Annotated in this window: 13 protein-coding genes; 6 read left to right on the top strand and 7 right to left on the bottom strand. The window is 68.5% G+C overall.

Going from position 1 to position 18,854, the window contains the following annotated elements; genetic code table 11:
* Positions 1 to 127 precede the first annotated feature (127 nt).
* On the top strand, positions 128 to 1,111 hold the full coding sequence (locus tag AC07OD_RS05600) for a quinone oxidoreductase family protein (RefSeq protein WP_218295752.1): 984 nt from the start codon (positions 128 to 130) through the stop codon (positions 1,109 to 1,111).
* Entirely contained in the window at positions 1,108 to 1,941 is an 834-nt protein-coding gene (locus AC07OD_RS05595) for an NUDIX hydrolase (protein WP_218295751.1), read from the top strand. Before AC07OD_RS05600 ends, AC07OD_RS05595 begins: the two co-directional genes overlap by 4 nt.
* A gap of 69 nt (positions 1,942 to 2,010) precedes the next feature.
* Here AC07OD_RS05595 and AC07OD_RS05590 read toward each other — a convergent pair whose 3' ends face one another.
* The 4 genes from AC07OD_RS05590 to AC07OD_RS05575 all read right to left on the bottom strand — a co-directional run bounded on the left by AC07OD_RS05590 (position 2,011) and on the right by AC07OD_RS05575 (position 8,643).
* Positions 2,011 to 3,666 carry a Na/Pi cotransporter family protein gene (locus tag AC07OD_RS05590; protein WP_218295750.1) on the bottom strand — a complete coding sequence of 552 codons (1,656 nt, stop codon included), beginning with the start codon at positions 3,664 to 3,666 and terminating at the stop codon, positions 2,011 to 2,013.
* A 408-nt stretch (positions 3,667 to 4,074) separates the two neighbouring features.
* Positions 4,075 to 4,602, bottom strand: coding sequence for a signal peptidase II (gene lspA, locus AC07OD_RS05585; protein ID WP_218340276.1), 528 nt, complete (start codon positions 4,600 to 4,602; stop codon positions 4,075 to 4,077).
* Positions 4,602 to 7,475, bottom strand: coding sequence for an isoleucine--tRNA ligase (ileS, locus tag AC07OD_RS05580; RefSeq protein ID WP_494595545.1), 2,874 nt, complete (start codon positions 7,473 to 7,475; stop codon positions 4,602 to 4,604). The genes lspA and ileS overlap by 1 nt, the downstream gene beginning before the upstream one ends.
* A gap of 109 nt (positions 7,476 to 7,584) precedes the next feature.
* Positions 7,585 to 8,643, bottom strand: coding sequence for a bifunctional riboflavin kinase/FAD synthetase (locus AC07OD_RS05575; protein ID WP_492808864.1), 1,059 nt, complete (start codon positions 8,641 to 8,643; stop codon positions 7,585 to 7,587).
* Positions 8,644 to 8,811: 168 nt separating this feature from the next.
* On the opposite strand from AC07OD_RS05575, the gene AC07OD_RS05570 reads away from it, so the two are divergent.
* Entirely contained in the window at positions 8,812 to 9,369 is a 558-nt protein-coding gene (locus AC07OD_RS05570; RefSeq protein WP_218295747.1) for an HNH endonuclease, read from the top strand.
* A gap of 54 nt (positions 9,370 to 9,423) precedes the next feature.
* Here the strand turns inward: AC07OD_RS05570 and AC07OD_RS05565 are convergent, their stop codons facing one another.
* A complete protein-coding gene (locus tag AC07OD_RS05565) occupies positions 9,424 to 11,364 on the bottom strand; it encodes a sensor histidine kinase (protein WP_218340006.1) in 1,941 nt (646 codons plus the stop codon).
* Between the two features lie 234 nt (positions 11,365 to 11,598).
* Here AC07OD_RS05565 and AC07OD_RS05560 point away from each other — a divergent pair, with 234 nt between their 5' ends.
* From AC07OD_RS05560 to AC07OD_RS05550, 3 genes are all read left to right on the top strand, one after another.
* A complete protein-coding gene (locus tag AC07OD_RS05560; RefSeq protein ID WP_494595542.1) occupies positions 11,599 to 12,282 on the top strand; it encodes a response regulator transcription factor in 684 nt (227 codons plus the stop codon).
* A gap of 166 nt (positions 12,283 to 12,448) precedes the next feature.
* On the top strand, positions 12,449 to 15,547 hold the full coding sequence (locus AC07OD_RS05555) for an IPTL-CTERM sorting domain-containing protein (protein WP_494595541.1): 3,099 nt from the start codon (positions 12,449 to 12,451) through the stop codon (positions 15,545 to 15,547).
* Positions 15,548 to 15,633: 86 nt separating this feature from the next.
* On the top strand, positions 15,634 to 16,167 hold the full coding sequence (locus AC07OD_RS05550; RefSeq protein WP_492253709.1) for a DUF3617 domain-containing protein: 534 nt from the start codon (positions 15,634 to 15,636) through the stop codon (positions 16,165 to 16,167).
* A gap of 97 nt (positions 16,168 to 16,264) precedes the next feature.
* Here the strand turns inward: AC07OD_RS05550 and AC07OD_RS05545 are convergent, their stop codons facing one another.
* The gene (locus tag AC07OD_RS05545; protein WP_369643094.1) at positions 16,265 to 17,659 is read right to left on the bottom strand and encodes an alpha/beta fold hydrolase; all 1,395 of its coding nucleotides are present in this window, start codon (positions 17,657 to 17,659) and stop codon (positions 16,265 to 16,267) included.
* 76 nt (positions 17,660 to 17,735) lie between these two features.
* Complete coding sequence (locus AC07OD_RS05540; protein WP_494595539.1) at positions 17,736 to 18,851, bottom strand: acyl-CoA dehydrogenase family protein; 1,116 nt, start codon at positions 18,849 to 18,851, stop codon at positions 17,736 to 17,738.
* Between the last annotated feature and the right edge of the window lie 3 nt (positions 18,852 to 18,854).

Below are 18,854 nucleotides of genomic sequence, written 5' to 3'. Positions count from 1 at the left end.
CCATCGCCCAGGGCCTTCTCATCGCGGCGTGGCGGTGCCCGCCGGCAAGTAGCCCGGCCTGCGGCAGGCTCGCGGGATTCGTGGCAGGATGGCCGCCGTTTGTCTCACCGTTACAGGAGCGTTAGCCATGAGCCTTGCCGTCCAGATCCGCCAGCACGGTGGTCCCGAAGAACTCCACATCGTTGACGTCGCCGTGGGCGAGCCCGGCCCCGGCGAGATCCGCATCCGCCACCACGCCATCGGCCTGAATTTCATCGACGTGTACCACCGCACGGGCCTGTACCCGCTCGGCATGCCCGCGGGCATCGGCATGGAGGCCGCCGGTGTGGTCGAGGCCGTGGGCGAAGGTGTCACGCACCTGAAGGTGGGCGACCGCGCGGCCTACGCGAGCCAGCCGCCCGGCAGCTACTGCGAGCAGCGCGTGATGCCCGCCAGGTGCGTGTGCCGGCTGCCCGACGCGATCAGCTTCGAAACCGGCGCGGCCATGATGCTCAAGGGCCTGACCGCGCAGTACCTGCTCAAGAAGACGCTGCCCGTGCAAGGCCTGCAGGCCGGCGACCACGTGCTGTTCCACGCCGCCGCCGGCGGGGTGGGGCTGATCGCCACGCAGTGGGCCAGGGCGCTCGGGCTCTCCCTCATCGCCACGGCGGGCTCGGACGCCAAGTGCCAGCTCGCGCTGGCCAATGGCGCGGCCCATGCGATCAACTACAACACCGAGGACTTCGCGGCCCGCGTGAAAGAGATCACCGCCGGCCAGGGCGTGAAGGTGGTGTACGACTCGGTGGGCAAGGACACGTGGGACAAGTCCCTCGACTGCCTGCGCCCCTTTGGCCTCATGGCCAGCTTTGGGAATGCATCGGGCCCCGTGCCGCCGTTCGCTCCGGGCGCGCTGGGCGCCAAGGGCTCGCTGTACGTCACGCGCCAGACACTGTTCACCCACATCGCCACGCGCGAGAGCACGCAGGCCATGGCGGACGATCTGTTCAGCGTGGTGGCCAGCGGGCAGGTCGTGATTCACATCGACCAGCGCTACCCGCTCGCGCAGGTGCAGCAGGCGCACCGCGACCTCGAGGCGCGCAAGACCACCGGCTCCACCATCCTCACGCTGTGAGCGCGGCGCACGGCAGCACGCCGTTCGGGCACTGGCTGGCGGGCGCCCGGCAGGCCGCGCGGCAGCCCGCCGCCCAGTCCCGCCAGGCCTTGCTGGCGGCCGGGCAGGTGGTGGGCTCGGTGGCCGAAGGGTTCTTGGAGCAGATTGGTGCCTCGCGCGCCATCGACAAGCGCTTCGAGCTATCAAAAACAGAGCATCAGGGGGCACCCGCCTGGCACCTGCAATCGCCCCCGGGAGGGGCCACCGAGGCGCTCAACGCCCTGGCGGCGGTGCTGCGGGGCGCCGGCCGGTGCGGCCCCTGGCGCAATGAGCAACTGGCCGTGTGTAATCCGCAGGGCGACGTGGTGGCCACCGTGGAGCGCGGCGCCGTGCGCGTGCTGGGCATCGCCACGCGGGCCGTGCACCTGGTGGGGCTGGCCCCGGACGGCCGCATGTGGGTGCAAAAGCGGGCGCTGACCAAGCCCAACAACCCGGGCCTGTGGGATACGCTGATGGGCGGCATGGTGGCGGCCGCCGACACCCTGCCGCAGGCGCTGGCGCGCGAGACCTGGGAGGAGGCCGGGCTGCGCATCGAAGCCCTGGCGGGCGTGGCGCACGGCGGCCACGTGCTGTTCAGCCGGCCCAGCCGCGAGGGCGGGGGCGTGGGCTTCATGGTGGAGCGCATCGACTGGTTCCGCGCCCAGGTGCCCGACGGCCTGGAGCCCTGCAACCAGGACGGGGAGGTCGAGCGGTTTGATCTGCTTTCCCTCGACAGCCTGCGCGAACAGGTGGCGCAAGGGGCGTTCACCCTGGAAGCCGGACTGGTGATCGCGGGCTTTCTGGGCGCCTGACGCGGCGGCCCTTGCGGGCGCTGCCCCCTGTGCCCGGGCGGCGGGCCGCCGTGGGCGCAAGCCGCCGCCTCAGGCCTGGTCCACCATGGCCCTCAGGCGGCTGGGCGCCAGCGCGCCCGCCGACTCCAGGATCGGGTAGGCCACCGAGCACAGCAGCGAGTTGATGCGCTTGAGCTCGCTGATCAGGTCGATGTGCAGCGAGCTGGTCTCGATGCTCTGCACCGTGTTGTCGGACAGGCGCGCCAGGTGGGTGGCCGAATACGCGTGCTCCAGGTCGCGGAAGCGGGCCTTCTCCTCCAGCAGCTTCTGCGCATCGCGCACGCTGCCGTTGAGGAACACGCTCATCGCCAGGCGCAGGTTGTCGATCAGGCGCGCGTGCAGCTCGTTGATCTCTTCCATGCCGGCCTCGGAGAACTGGCGGCCCTTCTTGATCTTCTTGTCCTCGATGTCGATCAGCACGCGCTCGATGATGTCGCCGATCTGCTCCATGTTGATCGTGAAGCTGATGATGTCGGCCCAGCGGCGGCCCTCGCGCTCATCCAGCGCCTCGCGCGAGATCTTGGTCATGTAGTACTTGATGGCCGAGTACAGGCCGTCCACCTCGTCGTCGAGCTTGCGCAGGTCCTGTGCGAGCTTGAGGTCGTCCGTGCGGATCACCTTGTGCAGGCCCAGCAGCATGGACTCGACCACGTCGGCCTGGTGCAGGGCCTCGCGCGCGGCGCAGGAGATGGCCAGCGAGGGCGTGGCCAGGGCGGAAGGGTCCAGGTGCTGGGGGCGCGTGCCCGCCGCGGCCTGGGTCTTCTCCTGCGGCAGCAGGCGCTGCACCGCGCGGGCCACCGTGCCGGTCAGGCCGATGCAGATGATGCCCACCACCATGTTGAACGCCAGATGGAACAGCACCACCAGCGTCGCGATTTCCGGCACGTAGGGCCGCACGTGCTGCAGCCACAGCCCCGTGAGCGGCGTCATGATGACCACGCCGATGATCTTGAAGATCAGGTTGCCCAGCGGCACCTGCCGCGTCTGCACGTCGGCCTTGAGCGTGGTCAGCACCGCCAGCACGCCGCTGCCCAGGTTGGCGCCCAGCACCAGGCCCAGCGCCACGTCGGGCGGGATGCCGCCCGAGCCCGCCAGGGCCGCGGTGAGCAGCACCGTGGCCAGGCTGGAATAGGCCACGATGGCGAGCACCGAGCCCGTGAAAATCTCGAGCAGCAGGTCGCTGGTGAGCGCGGAGAGCAGCGTGCGCACGGTGGGCGACTGGGTCAGCACGGTGGTGGACTCGGTGATCAGGCGCAGCGCCAGTAGCATCAGGCCCAGGCCGATCAGCACCCGGCCCACGCGGCCGGCCGCCGTGTCCTTGCGCGAGATGAACAGCACCACCCCCGCGAAGATGAACAGCGGCGAGAGCCAGGACAGGTCCATGGAGAACACCACGGCCATCACGCTGGTGCCCACGTCGGCGCCCAGCATCACGGCCAGCGCGGCGGGCAGGCCCACCAGGCCCTGGCCCACGAAGGACGACACGATCAGCGCCGTGGCGGTGCTCGACTGCACCACGGCGGTCACCCCGATGCCCGACAGCACGGCCGTGAACCTGTTGCTGACGCTGTGCGCGATCAGCTGGCGCAGGTTGGCGCCGAATACGCGCAGGATGCCGGTGCGCACCAGGTGGGTGCCCCAGATCAGCAGCGACACCGCTGCCAGGAGATTCAAGAGATGCTTCATGGAAAACCGTTGTTTCTTCTTCTTGTGACGTGCGCAAACGCGGCGCCTGGCCCACGGCGGACGCAGGGCACATCATGCGCCCATGGCCAGGGTGGCGTGTTCACTTTTGTGCCCGGAGGCCAGGGCAGACGGGTCTGCGGTGCCGGGCGGCGCGGCTTCCGGGGCGGGGCGGGCGCGGGCAAGGCACCCCTCCGTCATTTGTCACAAAACTGACATATAAGCATACTCCCGATTCCATAGCATGGATAGCAGTCCGGGTTTTGCCGGGCGGGGCACGGCGTGTGGCGCCTGCCGCACGGGCACTACACAGGTGGGGCAGGCCCCTGCCGGTGAACCCGCTCCCCGCCTTTCGCCTGGCAAAAGGCCCGCGCGCGGCGGGCCTGGGATGCAGGGGGCGGGGGTGTTGCTTCAGCGCGCGCGCCGCGCTCTGAGCAGCTCATCCAGGATCAGGCAGGCGGCCCCCACGCTGATGGCCGTGTCCGCCAGGTTGAAGGCCGGGAAATGGCCGCCGTGGAAGATCCCGGCGAGGAAATTCCAGTGGAAATCCAGGAAGTCCACGACGTAGCCGTGCATCAGCCGGTCCACCACGTTGCCCACCGCGCCCCCCAGGATGCTGGACAGCGCGAAGCTGAACAGCCTCTGGCCCGGGTGCGCACGCAGTTGCCACACGATGAAGATCGTGGCCGCCACGCCGATGCCGGTGAACAGCCAGCGCTGCCATCCGCCCGCATCGCGCAGGAAGGAGAACGCCGCGCCGGTGTTGTGCGCCCGCACGATGTTGAAGAAGCTGGTGATGAACGTGGCATCGCCCAGCTGGTAGTTCTGGATGATCCAGGTCTTGGTGATCTGGTCGGCCACCAGAAGCACCACGGCCCAGGCCAGCCAGGGCCACATGCCCGCGCCGGAGCGCCCCGCCAGTGCCGCGCCGCGCGCCATCACGCGTGCGCCCGGCTTTCGCCGTCCCCGTAGAGGTTGCTGGTGCAGCGGCCGCAGATGGTGGGGTGCGCGGCATCCTGCCCCACGTCGGGGCGATAGTGCCAGCAGCGCTCGCATTTGGCATCGGAACTGGGCTTGACGCTGATCTGCAGTGCGCTACCAGCTACCAATTCAATAGCAGAGGTGATGAAGATGAACTTCAGGTCGTCGCCCAGGCTGGCCAGCAGCGCATGGTCTTCGGGCGCGGCCGTGAGGGTGACCACGGCCTGCAGCGAAGAGCCCACCTGGCCGGCGGCGCGCAGCGCCTCGATCTCCTTGTTCACCGCATCGCGGATCTCGCGCAGGCGCCCCCACTTGGCCAGCAGGCCCTCGTCGGCCCCGGCGATGGAGCCATAGGTTTCCACGAAGATGGAGTCGGACTGGCCGAACACCTTCCAGGCCTCTTCGGCCGTGAAGGACAGGAACGGCGCCATCCAGCGCAGCATGGCATGCGTGATCTGGTAGAGCGCGGTCTGCGCGCTGCGGCGCGCCAGGCTCTTGGGCGCGGTGGTGTACAGGCGGTCCTTGAGCACGTCCAGATAGAACCCGCCCAGGTCTTCCGAGCAGTACAGCTGCAGCTTGGCGACCACGGGGTGGAACTCGTACACCTTGTAGTGCGCCAGCACCTCGGCCTGGAACTCGGATGCGCGGGTGAGCGCGTAACGGTCGATCTCCAGCATCTGGTCGAACGGCACGGCGTCCTTGGCCGGGTCGAAGTCGCTCACGTTGGCCAGCAGGAAGCGCAGCGTGTTGCGGATGCGGCGGTAGGCATCCACCACACGGGCCAGGATCTTTTCGTCCCCCGCGATGTCGCCGGAGTAGTCGCTGGCGGCCACCCACAGGCGAATGATCTCGGCGCCCAGCTTCTTGTTGATCTCCTGCGGATCGATGCCGTTGCCCAGCGACTTGCTCATCTTGCGGCCCTGGCTGTCCACGGTGAAGCCGTGGGTCAGCAGGCCCCGGTAGGGCGCGCGGCCTTCCAGCGCCGATGCCAAGAGCAGGGAGCTGTGGAACCAGCCGCGGTGCTGGTCGTGGCCTTCCAGGTACAGGTCGGCCTCGGGGCCCGTGTCGTGGTGCACGTCGGGGTGCGTGCCTCGCAGCACATGGCTGAACGTGGAGCCCGAGTCGAACCACACCTCCAGGATGTCGGTGCTCTTGGTGTAGCAGGCCGCGTCCTCGGCGCCCAGGATTTCCTCGGGCGTCACGCGGCTCCAGGCCTCGATGCCGCCCTTTTCCACGATGTCGGCCGCCTGGTCCATGATTTCCATGGTGCGCGGGTGCAGTTCGCCCGAATCCTTGTGCAGGAAGAACGGGATGGGCACACCCCAGCTGCGCTGGCGCGAGATGCACCAGTCGGGCCGCCCGGCGATCATGTCGTGCAGGCGGGTCTTGCCGTTCTCGGGGTAGAAGCTGGTGTGCTCGATGGCGTCCAGCGCGATCTGGCGCAGCGTCTTGGCGGGCTTCATGCCGGGCTGGGTGAAGACGCCTTCGCCTTCGTCCATGCGGATGAACCATTGCGCGGCCGCGCGGTAGATCACCGGCGTCTTGTGGCGCCAGCAGTGGGGGTAGCTGTGCGTGATCTCCTTGGTGGCCATCAGGCGGCCGGCATCGCGCAGTGCTTCGATGATGACGGGCACGGCCTTCCAGATGTGCTGGCCGCCGAACAGCGGGAAGTCCGGCGCATAGGTACCGTTGCCCTGCACGGGGTTCAGGATGTCGTCCAGCGCCAGGCCGTGGGACACGCAGGAGTTGAAATCCTCCAGCCCGTAGGCGGGCGAGGAGTGCACGATACCGGTGCCATCGTCGGCCGTGGCGTAGTCGGCCAGGTACACGGGCGACAGGCGCTGGTAGCCTTGGCTGCCGTCCTCGCTCTTCACGTCGTACAGCGGGTGCTCGAACTCCAGCCCGCCGAGATTCTTGCCCAGGGTGGTGGCCAGCACGCTGCCTGTGAGGCCATAGCGCTCCAGGCACGAGGCCACCAGCGGCTCGGCCACCAGCAGGATGCGTTCGCCGGTGTCCACCAGCGCGTAGCTGATCTCGGGGTTCAGGTTCAGCGCCTGGTTGGCGGGGATGGTCCAAGAGGTGGTGGTCCAGATCACCACGAAGGCGTCCTTCGCCAGCGCGGGCAGGCCGAAGGCAGCCGCCAGCCTGGCGGGCTCGTGCGCCTTGAACGCCACGTCCAGCGTGGTGCTCTTCTTGTCCTGATATTCGATCTCGAACTCGGCCAGCGACGAACCGCAGTCAAAACACCAGTACACGGGCTTGAGGCCCCGGTACACGAAACCACGCTCCATCACACGCTTGAACGCGCGGATTTCGCCCGCCTCGTTGGCGGGATTCATGGTCTTGTAGGGGTTGTCCCATTCGCCCAGCACACCCAGGCGCTTGAAGTCCACCATCTGCTGCGCGATCTGCTCGGTGGCAAACGCACGGCTCTTGGCCTGCATGTCGTCGCGGCTCAGGTTGCGGCCGTGTTTCTTCTCGATGGCATTCTCGATCGGCAGGCCGTGGCAGTCCCAGCCGGGCACGTACAGCGCGTCGAAGCCTTCGAGCTGGCGCGCCTTGGTGATCATGTCCTTCAGGATCTTGTTGACCGCGTGGCCCATGTGGATCTGGCCGTTGGCGTAGGGTGGGCCGTCGTGCAGGATGAACTTGGGCGAACCGCAGCGTGCGTCGCGCAGGCGCTTGTACAGGCCCTTGTCTTCCCATTCCTTCACCCAGCCCGGCTCGCGCTTGGGCAGGTCGCCGCGCATGGGGAAGGGGGTGTCGGGCAGGTTCAGGGTGCTGCGGTAGTCCGTGGCGGTGGATTCGGTGGTACTGGCGTTGTCGGACATGAGGGAGCCTTAAAACGGGGCATTCCGGGGCAGGCCCGGAGAAAACGGGAAAAGAGGAGGCGTGAAGAGGTGTCGGGCCTGCCGGGCAGGCGCTGCGCAGGCAGCCCCCTCAAATTCGGTCGCGCGTGGTCTGGCGCCGGGTCTCGGTGTGATTGGGTGCCTGGGCCGACGCGAAGTAGGCGCGCGCATCCGCACAGTCCTTGGCGATGCCCGCCGTCAGGGCAGCCAGACCGTCGTACTTGAGCTCGTCGTGCAGTTTGTGCAGCAGTTCCACGCGCACGATTTTACCGTACGCCCCTTCGGCCCCCAGCTCGGCGGGCCATTGCAGGCAATGTGTCTCCAGCAGCACCCGCCCGCCGTTGACGTCGTCGGGGTCGAGCGAAGGGCGCACGCCCAGGTTGGCCACGCCCTGCAGCGGGGCATCGCCCTCGCGCCCCAGGCCGTGCACCAGCACGGCGAAGATGCCGCTGGCGGCGGGCTTCCAGTGGGCAAAGCGCAGGTTCAGCGTGCGAAAGCCGTCGCCCGCGCCCTCGTCCGTGGCGCCCAGCTCGCGCCCGAGCTTGCGGCCGTGCACCACGTGGCCCGAGATGGTGTAGGGCCGTCCCAGCAGGCGCGCGGCCGCGTCCATGTCGCCCTGGGCCAGCGCTTGCCGCACGGCGGAGCTGGAGACGCGCAAACCGTGCACCTCGTAGCTGTTCATGCGCGCCACGTCAAAGCCTCGGGCCTGGCCGGCCGCGTCCAGCATGGCGTAGTCGCCCGCGCGCTGGCGCCCGAACCGGAAGTCATCGCCCACCAGCACGTAGCGGGCGCCCAGCCCCTGCACCAGCACCTGGTCGATGAAGGCCTCGGGCGACTGCGCGGCCAGCGCCGCGTCGAAAGGCAGCACCACCGTCTGCTGCACGCCGCAGCGCGCCAGCTCCGTGAGCTTGTCGCGCAGCGTGCCGACGCGCGCGGGCGCCAGCTCGGGCTTGTGCAGCGCCCCGGCAAAGTAGTCGCGCGGATGGGGCTCGAAGGTCAGCACGCAGCTGTCCACTTGCCGGTGGGCGGCCTCGCTGTTGAGCAGGGCGAGCATGGCCTGGTGGCCCCGGTGCACGCCATCGAAATTACCGATGGTCAGCGCGCACGAGCGGGCGATGCCAGGATGGTGGAATCCGCGAAAGATCTTCATCGGTTTGTTATCTTTTTGATAGCAGCATGCGCAGGTGCATCAAGCGCAAGACGCCAATTTGTCATGAAAACGGAGTATATTGTGACCCACGGACGGCCCGGTACGGGGCTGCCCGCGAGACATCAGCGTTCCGAATCCTTGTGTACTTACCGTTCCAGGAGGCGTGTTTTGAAGGTCTTGAAGCTGTCGGCCCAAGGGCTGCCCCAATCGTGGATTTCGCTCGAGCAGGCGGTGATTCATTACGCCGCCGGTGAGGTGCGCTGGGAATCCGGCGGCCAGATCGCCCGGTTCCGCGGCGGGCACAACGCCGTGACGGGTGAACAGTCGGTGATTGCCGTCAACAGCATCATCGGCACCAAGGGCGTGCCCACGATCAACCCGTTCGACCTCAAGCCCGGCCTGACCAACAGCAAGCTCTTCATCCGCGACCGCAATGTGTGCGCCTACTGCGGCGGGCATTTCCACGAAGACAACCTCACGCGCGAGCACATCGTGCCCTTCGCGCGCAACGGGCAGGACCACTGGATGAACGTGGTCACGGCCTGCCGTCCCTGCAACCACCGCAAGGGGCCGCGCACCCCCGAACAGGCGCATATGCCACTGCTGTACGCGCCCTACGTGCCCAGCCTGTGGGAGGACTTCATCCTGCGCAACCGGCGGATCCTGGCCGACCAGATGGAGTTCCTGATGGCGCACGTGCCCAAGTCCTCGCGCCTGCTGGCCTGAGAACCAGCTCCAGGTCTTTGCGGGGGCCGCCCGGGCGCGGCTCGCCTGCGGGGGTCAGGTTGCCCAGGATGATTCGCCCCGGGCCCGGACCTGCCGCTGGTGGTGGGCGCTGCCGGAGGCCATGGGCTGTGTGGCCAGGGTCAGCGTGAAGCAGGTCCCCTCGCCCAGCCGCGATTCCACGGTGATGTCGCCCCCGTGCAGCCGTGCGATGCGGCGGGTCACCCACAGGCCCAGGCCGAAACCCTTGCTTTGGTCGGTGCGGTCTCCGCGTTCGAAGCGCTGGAAGATGCGGTTCATGACCTCCAGCGACATGCCCGAGCCTTCGTCCGCCACGGAAATCTCCAGCAGCCCGGATTCGCCCTTGCGCGCCGCAATGAAGATTTCCCCTGCGGATGCGTACTTCACCGCGTTGTCCACGAGGTTGGACAGCGCGATGCGCACCAGTGTCCCGTCGCAGACCCACTCCGGCGGAGCGAGGTCGGTGAAGAGGCGAAGGTGATGGCGTGGAGACCAGTGGACCAGCTGCGCCGCATGCTCCAGAAGGTCGGCCGTGTTGACCGGCGACGCCTGGAGAGAGAAACCCGCCGTGTCCATCCGTTCGCTGATCAGGCAGCTGTCCACCAGCGAGGCGAGGCGCCGGCAGGCGCGCCGTATCTGCGCTGCCCGGTCCTTCTGCGCGTTGATATCCGCGGAGGGGAAGGCCTGCTGTTCCGCGGCAGCGCTGTCCACCACCGCGAGCGGGGTCCGGAACTCGTGGCTGATCATGTGGAAGAACTGCCGCTGCTCCAGCCGCAGGGCGCGTTCGTTTTCCAGGGCCTGGCCCAGGGCGTCCTGCGCCTGCGACAGCTCCGCCGTGCGCTGTCCGATGCGCTCTTCGAGCGACTGCTCGGACTGGGCCAGCCGTTCGATGGCCAGGTCCTTGGTGCGCTGGATGTCGCGGTAGCGCAGGACCATGCCCACGAAGACGGCGCACGCGATCATCGCGGTAAAGAGGATCACCTCCCATTGCCACAGTGCCGTCGCATCGATGTTCCAGTGCAGCGCGCCGGTCATGATGATGGCGATGGGCACTCCGGCCATCGCGTGCAGGCCATAGGCCGAGAGCAGCAGCGCGTGCAGGGCCCGCCGCTCGCGCGTGCGCAGGGCGAGCACGCACAGGACGATGGCGATCACGTCGCTGGCCAGCAGGGACAGCAGGTTGACCCATGCCACGGACCCGTAGAAGCCCAGCGGAACGCTGGCCATGCCCGCCAGGTTCAGGGCGGCGAGCGCCATCAGCCACCTGCCGGTGCGGCGGTGGCGGCCGGTGTTCGCCAGCTGCTCCCTGATCTGCCAGGCCAGCGTGGCCGCCAGGGCAAATGCACCGATCCCGACCGAATGGCTGGCCCACAGCGTCCACGGCGCAGGAACCCAGAGGCTGGAGTAGCCGCGCACGTTGAAGATGTGGATGACGCTGACGGAGCCCAGAACCGCGAGGGCAAAGAGCGCGCGGGTGCGAAAGATGGCCGCCGCGGCCCAGATGCCCAGCAGCAAGGCCGCCACGGCGCCAAAGTGCAGGCCCATGCCGCGTTCCGCATCCGCCAGGCTGGCGCCCAGCGCCTGCGCGCCGAGCACGCTGCCCTGGAACTGCATGGCGCTGCTGGTCTGGATGCGGATGAGCGCCATGGCACCGGGTGCCAGGCGAAACAGGTGCTGGCGGACGCCGGCTTTCCGGGGGGCCGGCACATGGTCGCCGCTCTCCTGTGCGGACCAGTCCCCCGTGGCGCTGCGCTGGTAGAGCGTGACCGTGTCGAGATAGGTGGGCTGCGCCAGCAGCCACAGTGCCCCGGGTTCGGCATCCGGGGGCAGGGACGGCACCTGGAAACGCAGCCACACCGGATGGCCGAGGTAGCCCGCATTCAACGAATGGTGCAGCCGCGACGACCCTTCGCCGACGGGTGCCGCGGCCGCATCGCCCGGCCCCATCCGGCCGAGCGGATCGTCGATCCGGTCCATGGGGATGTCCCATCCCAGCTGGAAGCGGAAATCCGGCGGCAGCTCGCCCGCGCGCGCCAGCACGCAGGAGAAAAACAGGAGAAGGCACGCGGCAAGCGCCCTGGCGTGCCACGGCACCGCCGTGCGGCGCCTGGGGCTTGTGAGTATTCGTGAGTATTCGTGCATGGCTCGGTGCAAAAGGCACTGACACAATAGTACGTATCAAACTGTTTCGCACCCCAATTGACCGTCTCAATGTCCGCTCAACCCACCATCGCAGTCGTCGAAGACGACGAGGACATCCGCAGCAATGTATGCAGCTATCTGGCGCGCTCGGGCCTGCAGTCCTGGGGGGCCGAGTCGGCGGAGGATTTCTACGTGCGCCTGCTGCGCGCGCGCGCCGATCTCGTGGTCGTGGATATCGGCCTGCCTGGCGAGGATGGGCTGAGCCTGCTCACCCGCCTGGCGGCGCAAGGGGTGCCCACCGTGCTGATGACGGCGCGCGCAGACCTGGACAGCCGGATCGAAGGGCTGGAGGCTGGCGCGCTGCAGTATTTCGTCAAGCCCGTCGACATGCAGGAGCTGGTGGCCGGCATCCGTTCGCAGCTGCGCAACAAGCGGCTGCAGGGCGGCGGGGATGCGCTGGCGGCGGTGCCGTGGCAACTGGACAGCGTGGGCGGCGCGCTGCGGGCCCCCAACCAGCAGGTCGTCTCGCTGACCACGCGAGAGCTGGAGCTGCTGTCCTGCCTGCTGGAGAACCCCGGCGTGGTCGTGAGCAAGCAGGCGCTCGCGCAGGCCGTGGGCGGACGCAATCTCGACGATGACTTCCACCGCATCGAATCGGCACTGACCCGGCTGCGCCGCAAGACGCTGGACGACACCGGCCTGGCCCTGCCGGTCAGGGCGGTCTTTGGAAAAGGGCTCGTGTTCGCACCATGAGCTGACCCCCCTGGCGCAAGCCCGCTGACCGGGTGCCCCGAGCCTCGGTCCACCACCACCCCACCCATTTCATGGTTGCGCATGCCGTCCCGGCAGGGCGCAGCCTGGGCCGAACTCGGCCCGCAGGTTTCGACGACAGAGATCTGATTCAAGAGGAGACGGCAAATTGACCACTGAGATTTTCCTGGGCGGGCTGCGCGGCAGCATGTCCCGCTTCCTGCGCCGCCTGGCGCTGCTGTGGCTGGGGGGGCTCGCCCTGCTCGCCGCCGCAGGCTCCGCGCACGCGGCGTTCGTGAATGGCGGCTTCGAGAGCGACCTGGACAGCTGGAACATCCGGCACCTGCGTGTGCCCGGTGCCGGCATTGCGCTGGCCAACTTCCCGCCCGGCTCGGAGAGTGATCTGGGGCTGACGCCCAACACCACCTCCACGCCCGCGCCGACCGATGCCGTGGGCAATGACTCCGACATCAACGTCAGTGGGCAAGTGCGTTTCCCGCTCTATGGGGCCAAGAGCGCGCGCGTCAACTACCTGGGCGCCCAGAACCGCGCCGCCGCCATCGACCAGACGGCCGTGATGACGCTGGCCGACGTGGACCCGGCGGACGGCAAGGCGCACGTGCGTTTCGCCATCGCCCCGGTGCTGCAGAACCCCGGACACTCCGGGCACGAGCAGCCCTACTTCTTTGTCGAGGTGTACAACGTCACCAAGAACAAGCAGCTGTTCTACACGTTCAACTTTTCGGGCCAGTCCGGCGTGCCCTGGCAGACCGTGGGGGGCTTCCAGTACACCAACTGGCAGACCATCGATATCGCGCCCGGGGAGGGCGTGCTGGATGTGGGCGATCAGGTCAAGGTCACCGTGATCGCGGCGGGCTGCAGCCAGAGCGGGCACTCGGGCCACATCTACGTGGATTCGGGGGCCGGCCTGACCAACCTGCCGGGCCCCGGCATCAAGGCCGATGCGCCGGAGTACGCGGCTGCCAACGGCAGCGTGGACTACACCTACTCGTACTCGAACCAGGGTGACGTACCCCTCACGAGCACCGTGGTGACCATCGTGTCCCCGCAAGACAACACGCCGGGAACACCCAGGAATCTGCGCATCGATCCGGGCTCCGTGCCCGCCGCGTGCACGACCAGCGTGTCCGGCACCGCGGGCAACGAGATCGATAGCATCTCCTGCCCCCTGGGAACCCTGAACCCGGGCAGCAGCGGCACGCTCCAGCTGTCGTTCGTGGCGCCGGCGCTCACCACCGGCCCCATCAACCACGGCAACTATTCCATCGTGGGCGATGCGATATCGCCGTTGCTCGGGCCGCTGGTCCAGAGCCAGATCACCACGGACCCCCTGGTAGACCTGAGCGTGGCCCTGTCCGACGGACAGAACGCCGTGATCTGGGGGCAGGCCCTCACCTACGCCATGACGGTGACCAACCTCGGCCCGACCGCGGTGCCGGCTGGCGCCATGGTCCAGGAGCTGGCCCCGGCATCGCTGACCGGCATCGCATGGACCTGCGCGGCATCGGGCGGGGCCGTGTGCCCGCTGGCCTCGGGCACGGGGCCCGTGAGCCAGACCCTGCCGGACCCGGTGCCGGTCGGTGGAACGCTCACCTACACCATCGCGGCCCAGGCCGACCCGTCCGCCAGCGGCGCAGGCACGATCCGGCACACGGCCACGGTGACGGCACCGGCTGGCGTGCGGGACCGTGAAAGCTCCAACAACACGGCCACCGACTCCGATCCCGTGGGGGCGGGGCTGTTCAACCTGCAGGTTCACACGATCGGCACGGGCACGGTCACTTCGGTGCCCTTGGGCATCTCCTGCGGAGCCAGCTGCGCCTCCGACCAGCCTGGCGGCGCCGAGGTCATCCTCTACGCCACGGCGCCGGCCGGCTCCATCTTCACGGGCTGGAGCGGCGGCGGCTGCTCGGGCGCGGCCACCAGCTGCACCGTGTCCATGGATGCTTCCAAGACCGTGACCGCGAGCTTCACCATCCCCCTGGATGTGACGCCCGTGGTGGGCGCCAACGGCTCCGTGACCCCTGCCGTGACGCAGCCTGTCGCACCGGGCGGCACCACCTCGTTCATGGTCATGCCGAATGCGGGCTACGCACCGGTCATCACCGACAACTGCGCCGCCGGCGGCGCACAGACTGGCGGCGCGCTGGTGGGCAGCACCTACACGACCAACGCGATTGCCCAAAACTGCGTGGTCAACTTCAGCTTCGTGAACTCCGGCGTGGCCACGGTCACGCCGTCGGTGGGCACCGGCGGCGCCATCACGCCGAATGCGCCGAAGACGGTGCTGAACGGGGGCTCCGTGTCCTACGTGGTGACGCCGACCACCGGCTACACCAGCGCCCCGCCCACGGGCTCCTGCCCCGCAGGCACCTGGTCCGGCACCACCTACACCATTGCCCCGGTGCCTGCCGACTGCACGGTGAACTTCGGTTTCCTGGCGCCCGTGGCGGTGACGGCTTCCGTGGCATCCGGAAGCGGCAGCGTCACGCCTGCGTCGCAATCGGTGGCAGTGGGGGGCACGGCCGTCGTCACGCTCACGCCGGGCGCCGGCCAGCGCGCCACCCTGGCGGCAGGCAGCACCTGCACGGGCGGCAGCTTCAATGCCGACAGCACGGTGTTCACCGTCCCGGGCGTGGCGGCAGCCTGTTCCGTGTCGTTCGCCTTCGTTCCGAACCCGGTGGTGACGGCCTCCGTGCTTTCTGGCAGCGGTACCGTCAGTCCCGGTGCGCAGTCCGTGCCACCCGGCGCCAGCGCGGTGGTCACGCTGTCTCCCGCCGCGGGTTTGCATGCGACGCTGCATGGCTCCAGCACCTGCACGGGCGGCAGCTTCAATGCCGACAGCACGGTGTACACCGTCCCCGGCGTGGCGGCCAACTGCTCCGCGGTATTTGCCTTCGTGCCGAACCCGGTGGTGGCGGCCTCCGTCCTTTCCGGCGGCGGAACCGTCAGCCCTGCGACGCAGTCCGTCATGCCGGGGGCGAACGCGGTGATCGTGCTGTCGCCTGCCAAGGGCATGCGCGCTGCATGGGATGCCTCCAGCACCTGCGGTGGCGGCAGCTTCAACGCGAACTTCACCACCTACACCATCCCGTCCGTGGCGGCGGACTGCGCGGCCGTGTTCCGGTTCGCACCCGCCCCGGTGGACGCCAATGCCATTCCCACGCTGTCGGAGTGGGGCATGGTCCTCCTGTCGGCCCTGCTCGCCGCCATGGTGTGGATGCACCGCCGCCGGCTGGGCCGCTGATGCGCTGACAGATAGACAGATACGGCAACCGGGATGCGCCAGGCCCCCCGCGGAGCCTGGCGCTCCACTGTTACCCCCCTGAATCCATGAAACCTCTCGTTGTAGCCGCCTCTTTGTCCCTCTCGCTGGGCCTGCCGCTGGCCCAGGCCGACACCCTACCGGCGCGCAAGCCGGGCCTGTGGGAGGTCTCCATCACCGCTGCCGGCCAGTCGGTGATGCGCCAGCAGAAGGTGCTGCAGTGCACGACGCCCCAGGTGGACGCGGTGACCCTGCTTGCCGTGGTTCCGGGGCAGGAGCATTGCCATGAAACACGCGTGAAGAAGGGAGAGAACGGCACCCGGTTCGACGTCCAGACGGTGTGTTTCGTGCACGACAACCGGGTCACCGCGCGCATCCAGCTGTCGGGCGACTTCCAGGAGTCCTACCAAGGGCAGTTCGAGGTGTCCTATTCCCAGCCCGTTCCCCACGGCAACGCCGGCGTGACGCAGTTCAGCGGGCGCCGCCTGGGAGACTGCAGGCCGGGCATGAAGCCCTCGGACATGGTGTTGCCCAACGGCGTGACCGTCAACATCGTCGACAGCCTCAAGCAGCGCGAAGGCCATGGGGGGCACTCGCACTGAGGCCCGTGCGTGCTTTCCCTCTCAGGACAAAAAAACAACCCCACGGGCGCTTGCCGCCCGTGGGGTTTTTTCATGCATGCCGCTGCCGGCGCCTTGCTTACTGGCTGATTTCCAGCATCACCACATGCCCTTGCGCCGCCGGCCAGGTCTGGCCCGTTACCCGTTCGCCATTGAATTCGGCCGCGATGCTGCGCACGCCGCCAGCGGGCTTGACCTTGGCGGATGCCACGCCCGCTCCGGGGGGCACGCCAGCGGGCGGGGCGCCGTCCAGCAGCATCCTGTCGCGCGCCGGGTCCAGGTAGCCGCGGGGGCGGGCCAGGGTGATGATGCTGTCCGCGCCCTTGTCCGCGTCGGCCATGCGTTCAGGGCGCAGGTGGATCAGGTCGCTGCCGCGCGGGAAGCCGCTGCGGTAGATGTGGGTGGTGGCATAGCCGGGCGCGGTGATCACGAACTCGATGGGCGAGCCGGTGGGGACGGCGAGCGGGCCCCACTGGCCATCCGCGCCCACGGCCTTGCGCAGCAAGGCGCCGCCGGTGCGGGCGCCGGTGGCGGGGTCGGTCGTGTACACCTCCAGCTGCGCCCCCGGCAGGGGCAGGTTGTTGCTGAAATTGCCGGTCCTGGGGTCGGTGGAATCCACGCCCAGGCCGGTGACCTTGCCATTCAGCACCACGGCCTTCTCAGCGGCGATCTCGGTGCGTGCCGGGGCCTTGCCGGTGATGAAGCGGTAGGTGGCCTCGAACGCGGCGGGTGAATAGGATGTCTCGCGGTGGTCGATGCGCGGGATGACCACGTTGGTGGCGCCCTTGAGCTCGGGGCCCGCGGCCGTGACGTTGGTGGCCGTGCCCTTGGCGCCGATCCACACGCCGTCGGGCTGGGCGAACTTGTCGTTGTTGTCCGAGCGGATGGTCAGCCATTTCACCGGGCCGCTCACCTCGTCCCCTGCGGCGTTCTTGGGGGCATTCAGGGCCTTGAGGAACGGGCCGGTGCCCGAGAACTCGTTGCCTTCCCGAAAGCCTGGAACCGCCCACACGCCGTGGTTGGGCGTACCGCCGAGGATGGCGTGGCTCACGGTCTGGTCGCCGCCGCCGTTGTAGACGTAGTTGCGGATGGCATTGCCGCCGCGCGAGTTGCCCACCAGCACGACCTGCCGGGCGCCGGTGGCCTGGAGCACCTTGTCCACCTCGGCCTTCAGGTAGGCCATGTGCTCCGCCGCCGAGGTGCGGCCGGGCTGGGGCTTGCCGTCCTCGTCGCGCGAGAGCGGGTAGGGCACGTCGATGGCGTGCAGGCGTTCGCGCGGCCAGCCGTTCGACTCGAACCGCCACACGGTGGTCTGCCACAGCGCGGCGGTGTCGCCGTTGCCATGCACGAAGACGATGGGCGGCGCCTCCGCCAGGCTGGGGCTGCGGGTGGCGCAGCCCGCCAGGGCCAGGCTGGCGGCGGCAGCGGCGGCCACCAGAAGGGAGCGGCGTGGCAGCAAGTGCGTGTTGTTCATGGGGGGGCTCCAGAAAGAAAAAATGCCCGTGGACCGGTGGGCCCACGAGCATTGCATGGTTGCGTGACAGTCCTCTTCAGGCAAACACGCCTGCGGTGTCCTGCATGCGGCTCGACACCTCGCCCAGGTGGTGCAGCGTGTCGCCAAAGGTCATTTCCAGCTGCGTGAGTTTCTTGAAGTAGTGGCTGCCGATGTATTCGTCGGTCACGCCGATGCCGCCGTGCAGCTGCACCGATTGCTGGCCCACGAAGCGCATCGATTGGCCCAGCTGCACCTTGGCGCGCGCCATGGCGGCGCGGCGTTCGGCGGCGGGGGCGCCCAGCTTGAGGCTGGCGTAGTAGCTCATCGAACGGGCCAGCTCCAGCTGCATCTTCATGTCGGCCACGCGGTGGCGCAGCGCCTGGAAGCTGGCGATGAACACACCGAACTGCTTGCGCTGGTTCATGTATTCGACGGTCAGCGACACCGTCTTGTCCATCACGCCCACGGCCTCGGCGCAGGTGGCGGCGATGCCGGTGTCCACGGCCAGCTCCAGCGCGGCCAGGCCGTCGGTGGTGATGAGCGTGGCGGGGGCGTTGGCCAGCTGCACTTCCGCCGCGCGGCTGCCGTCCTGCGTGACGTAGCCCCGCGTGGTCACGCCAGCGGCCGAACGTTCCACGAGGAAGAGGGCGATCTTGCCGTCCAGCTGCGCCGGCACGATGAAGGCATCGACCTGGTCGCCAGCGGCTACTATGCTTTTTGTAGCTGTTACCGCATGTCCTGATTGCGCTTGAGTGGCTTTTGCTTCACAAACGTCCAGGCGGTAGCGCGCCTTGCGCTCCTGGTAGGCCAGTACCACCATCGCCTCGCCGCTGGCCACGCGGGGCAGCCAGGCGGCTCGCACGGCGGCAGTGCCGTATTGCGACAGCACGCTGCTGGCGATGAAGGCCTGGGCGATGGGCTCGAGCACCATGCCGCGGCCCAGTTCCTCGGCCACCACCATGGCGTCGATGGCGCCCTGGCCCATGCCGTCGTGGGCTTCGGGCACGGTGAGTGCGGTCAGGCCCAGCTCGGCCAGCTCGCCCCACGCGGCGCGGTCGAAGCCGCCAGCGGCCACGGCGGCGCGGCGGCGCTCGAAGGTGTAGCCCTTGTCCACCCACTTGCGCACCGCATCGCGCAGTTGTTCCTGGTCGTCAGAAAAATCGAAATCCATGTT

This window comes from Acidovorax sp. GW821-FHT10E03, from assembly GCF_059415205.1.
Note: the sequence above shows the minus strand (reverse complement) of the source record. Positions and strands in the feature narration are given on the sequence as shown.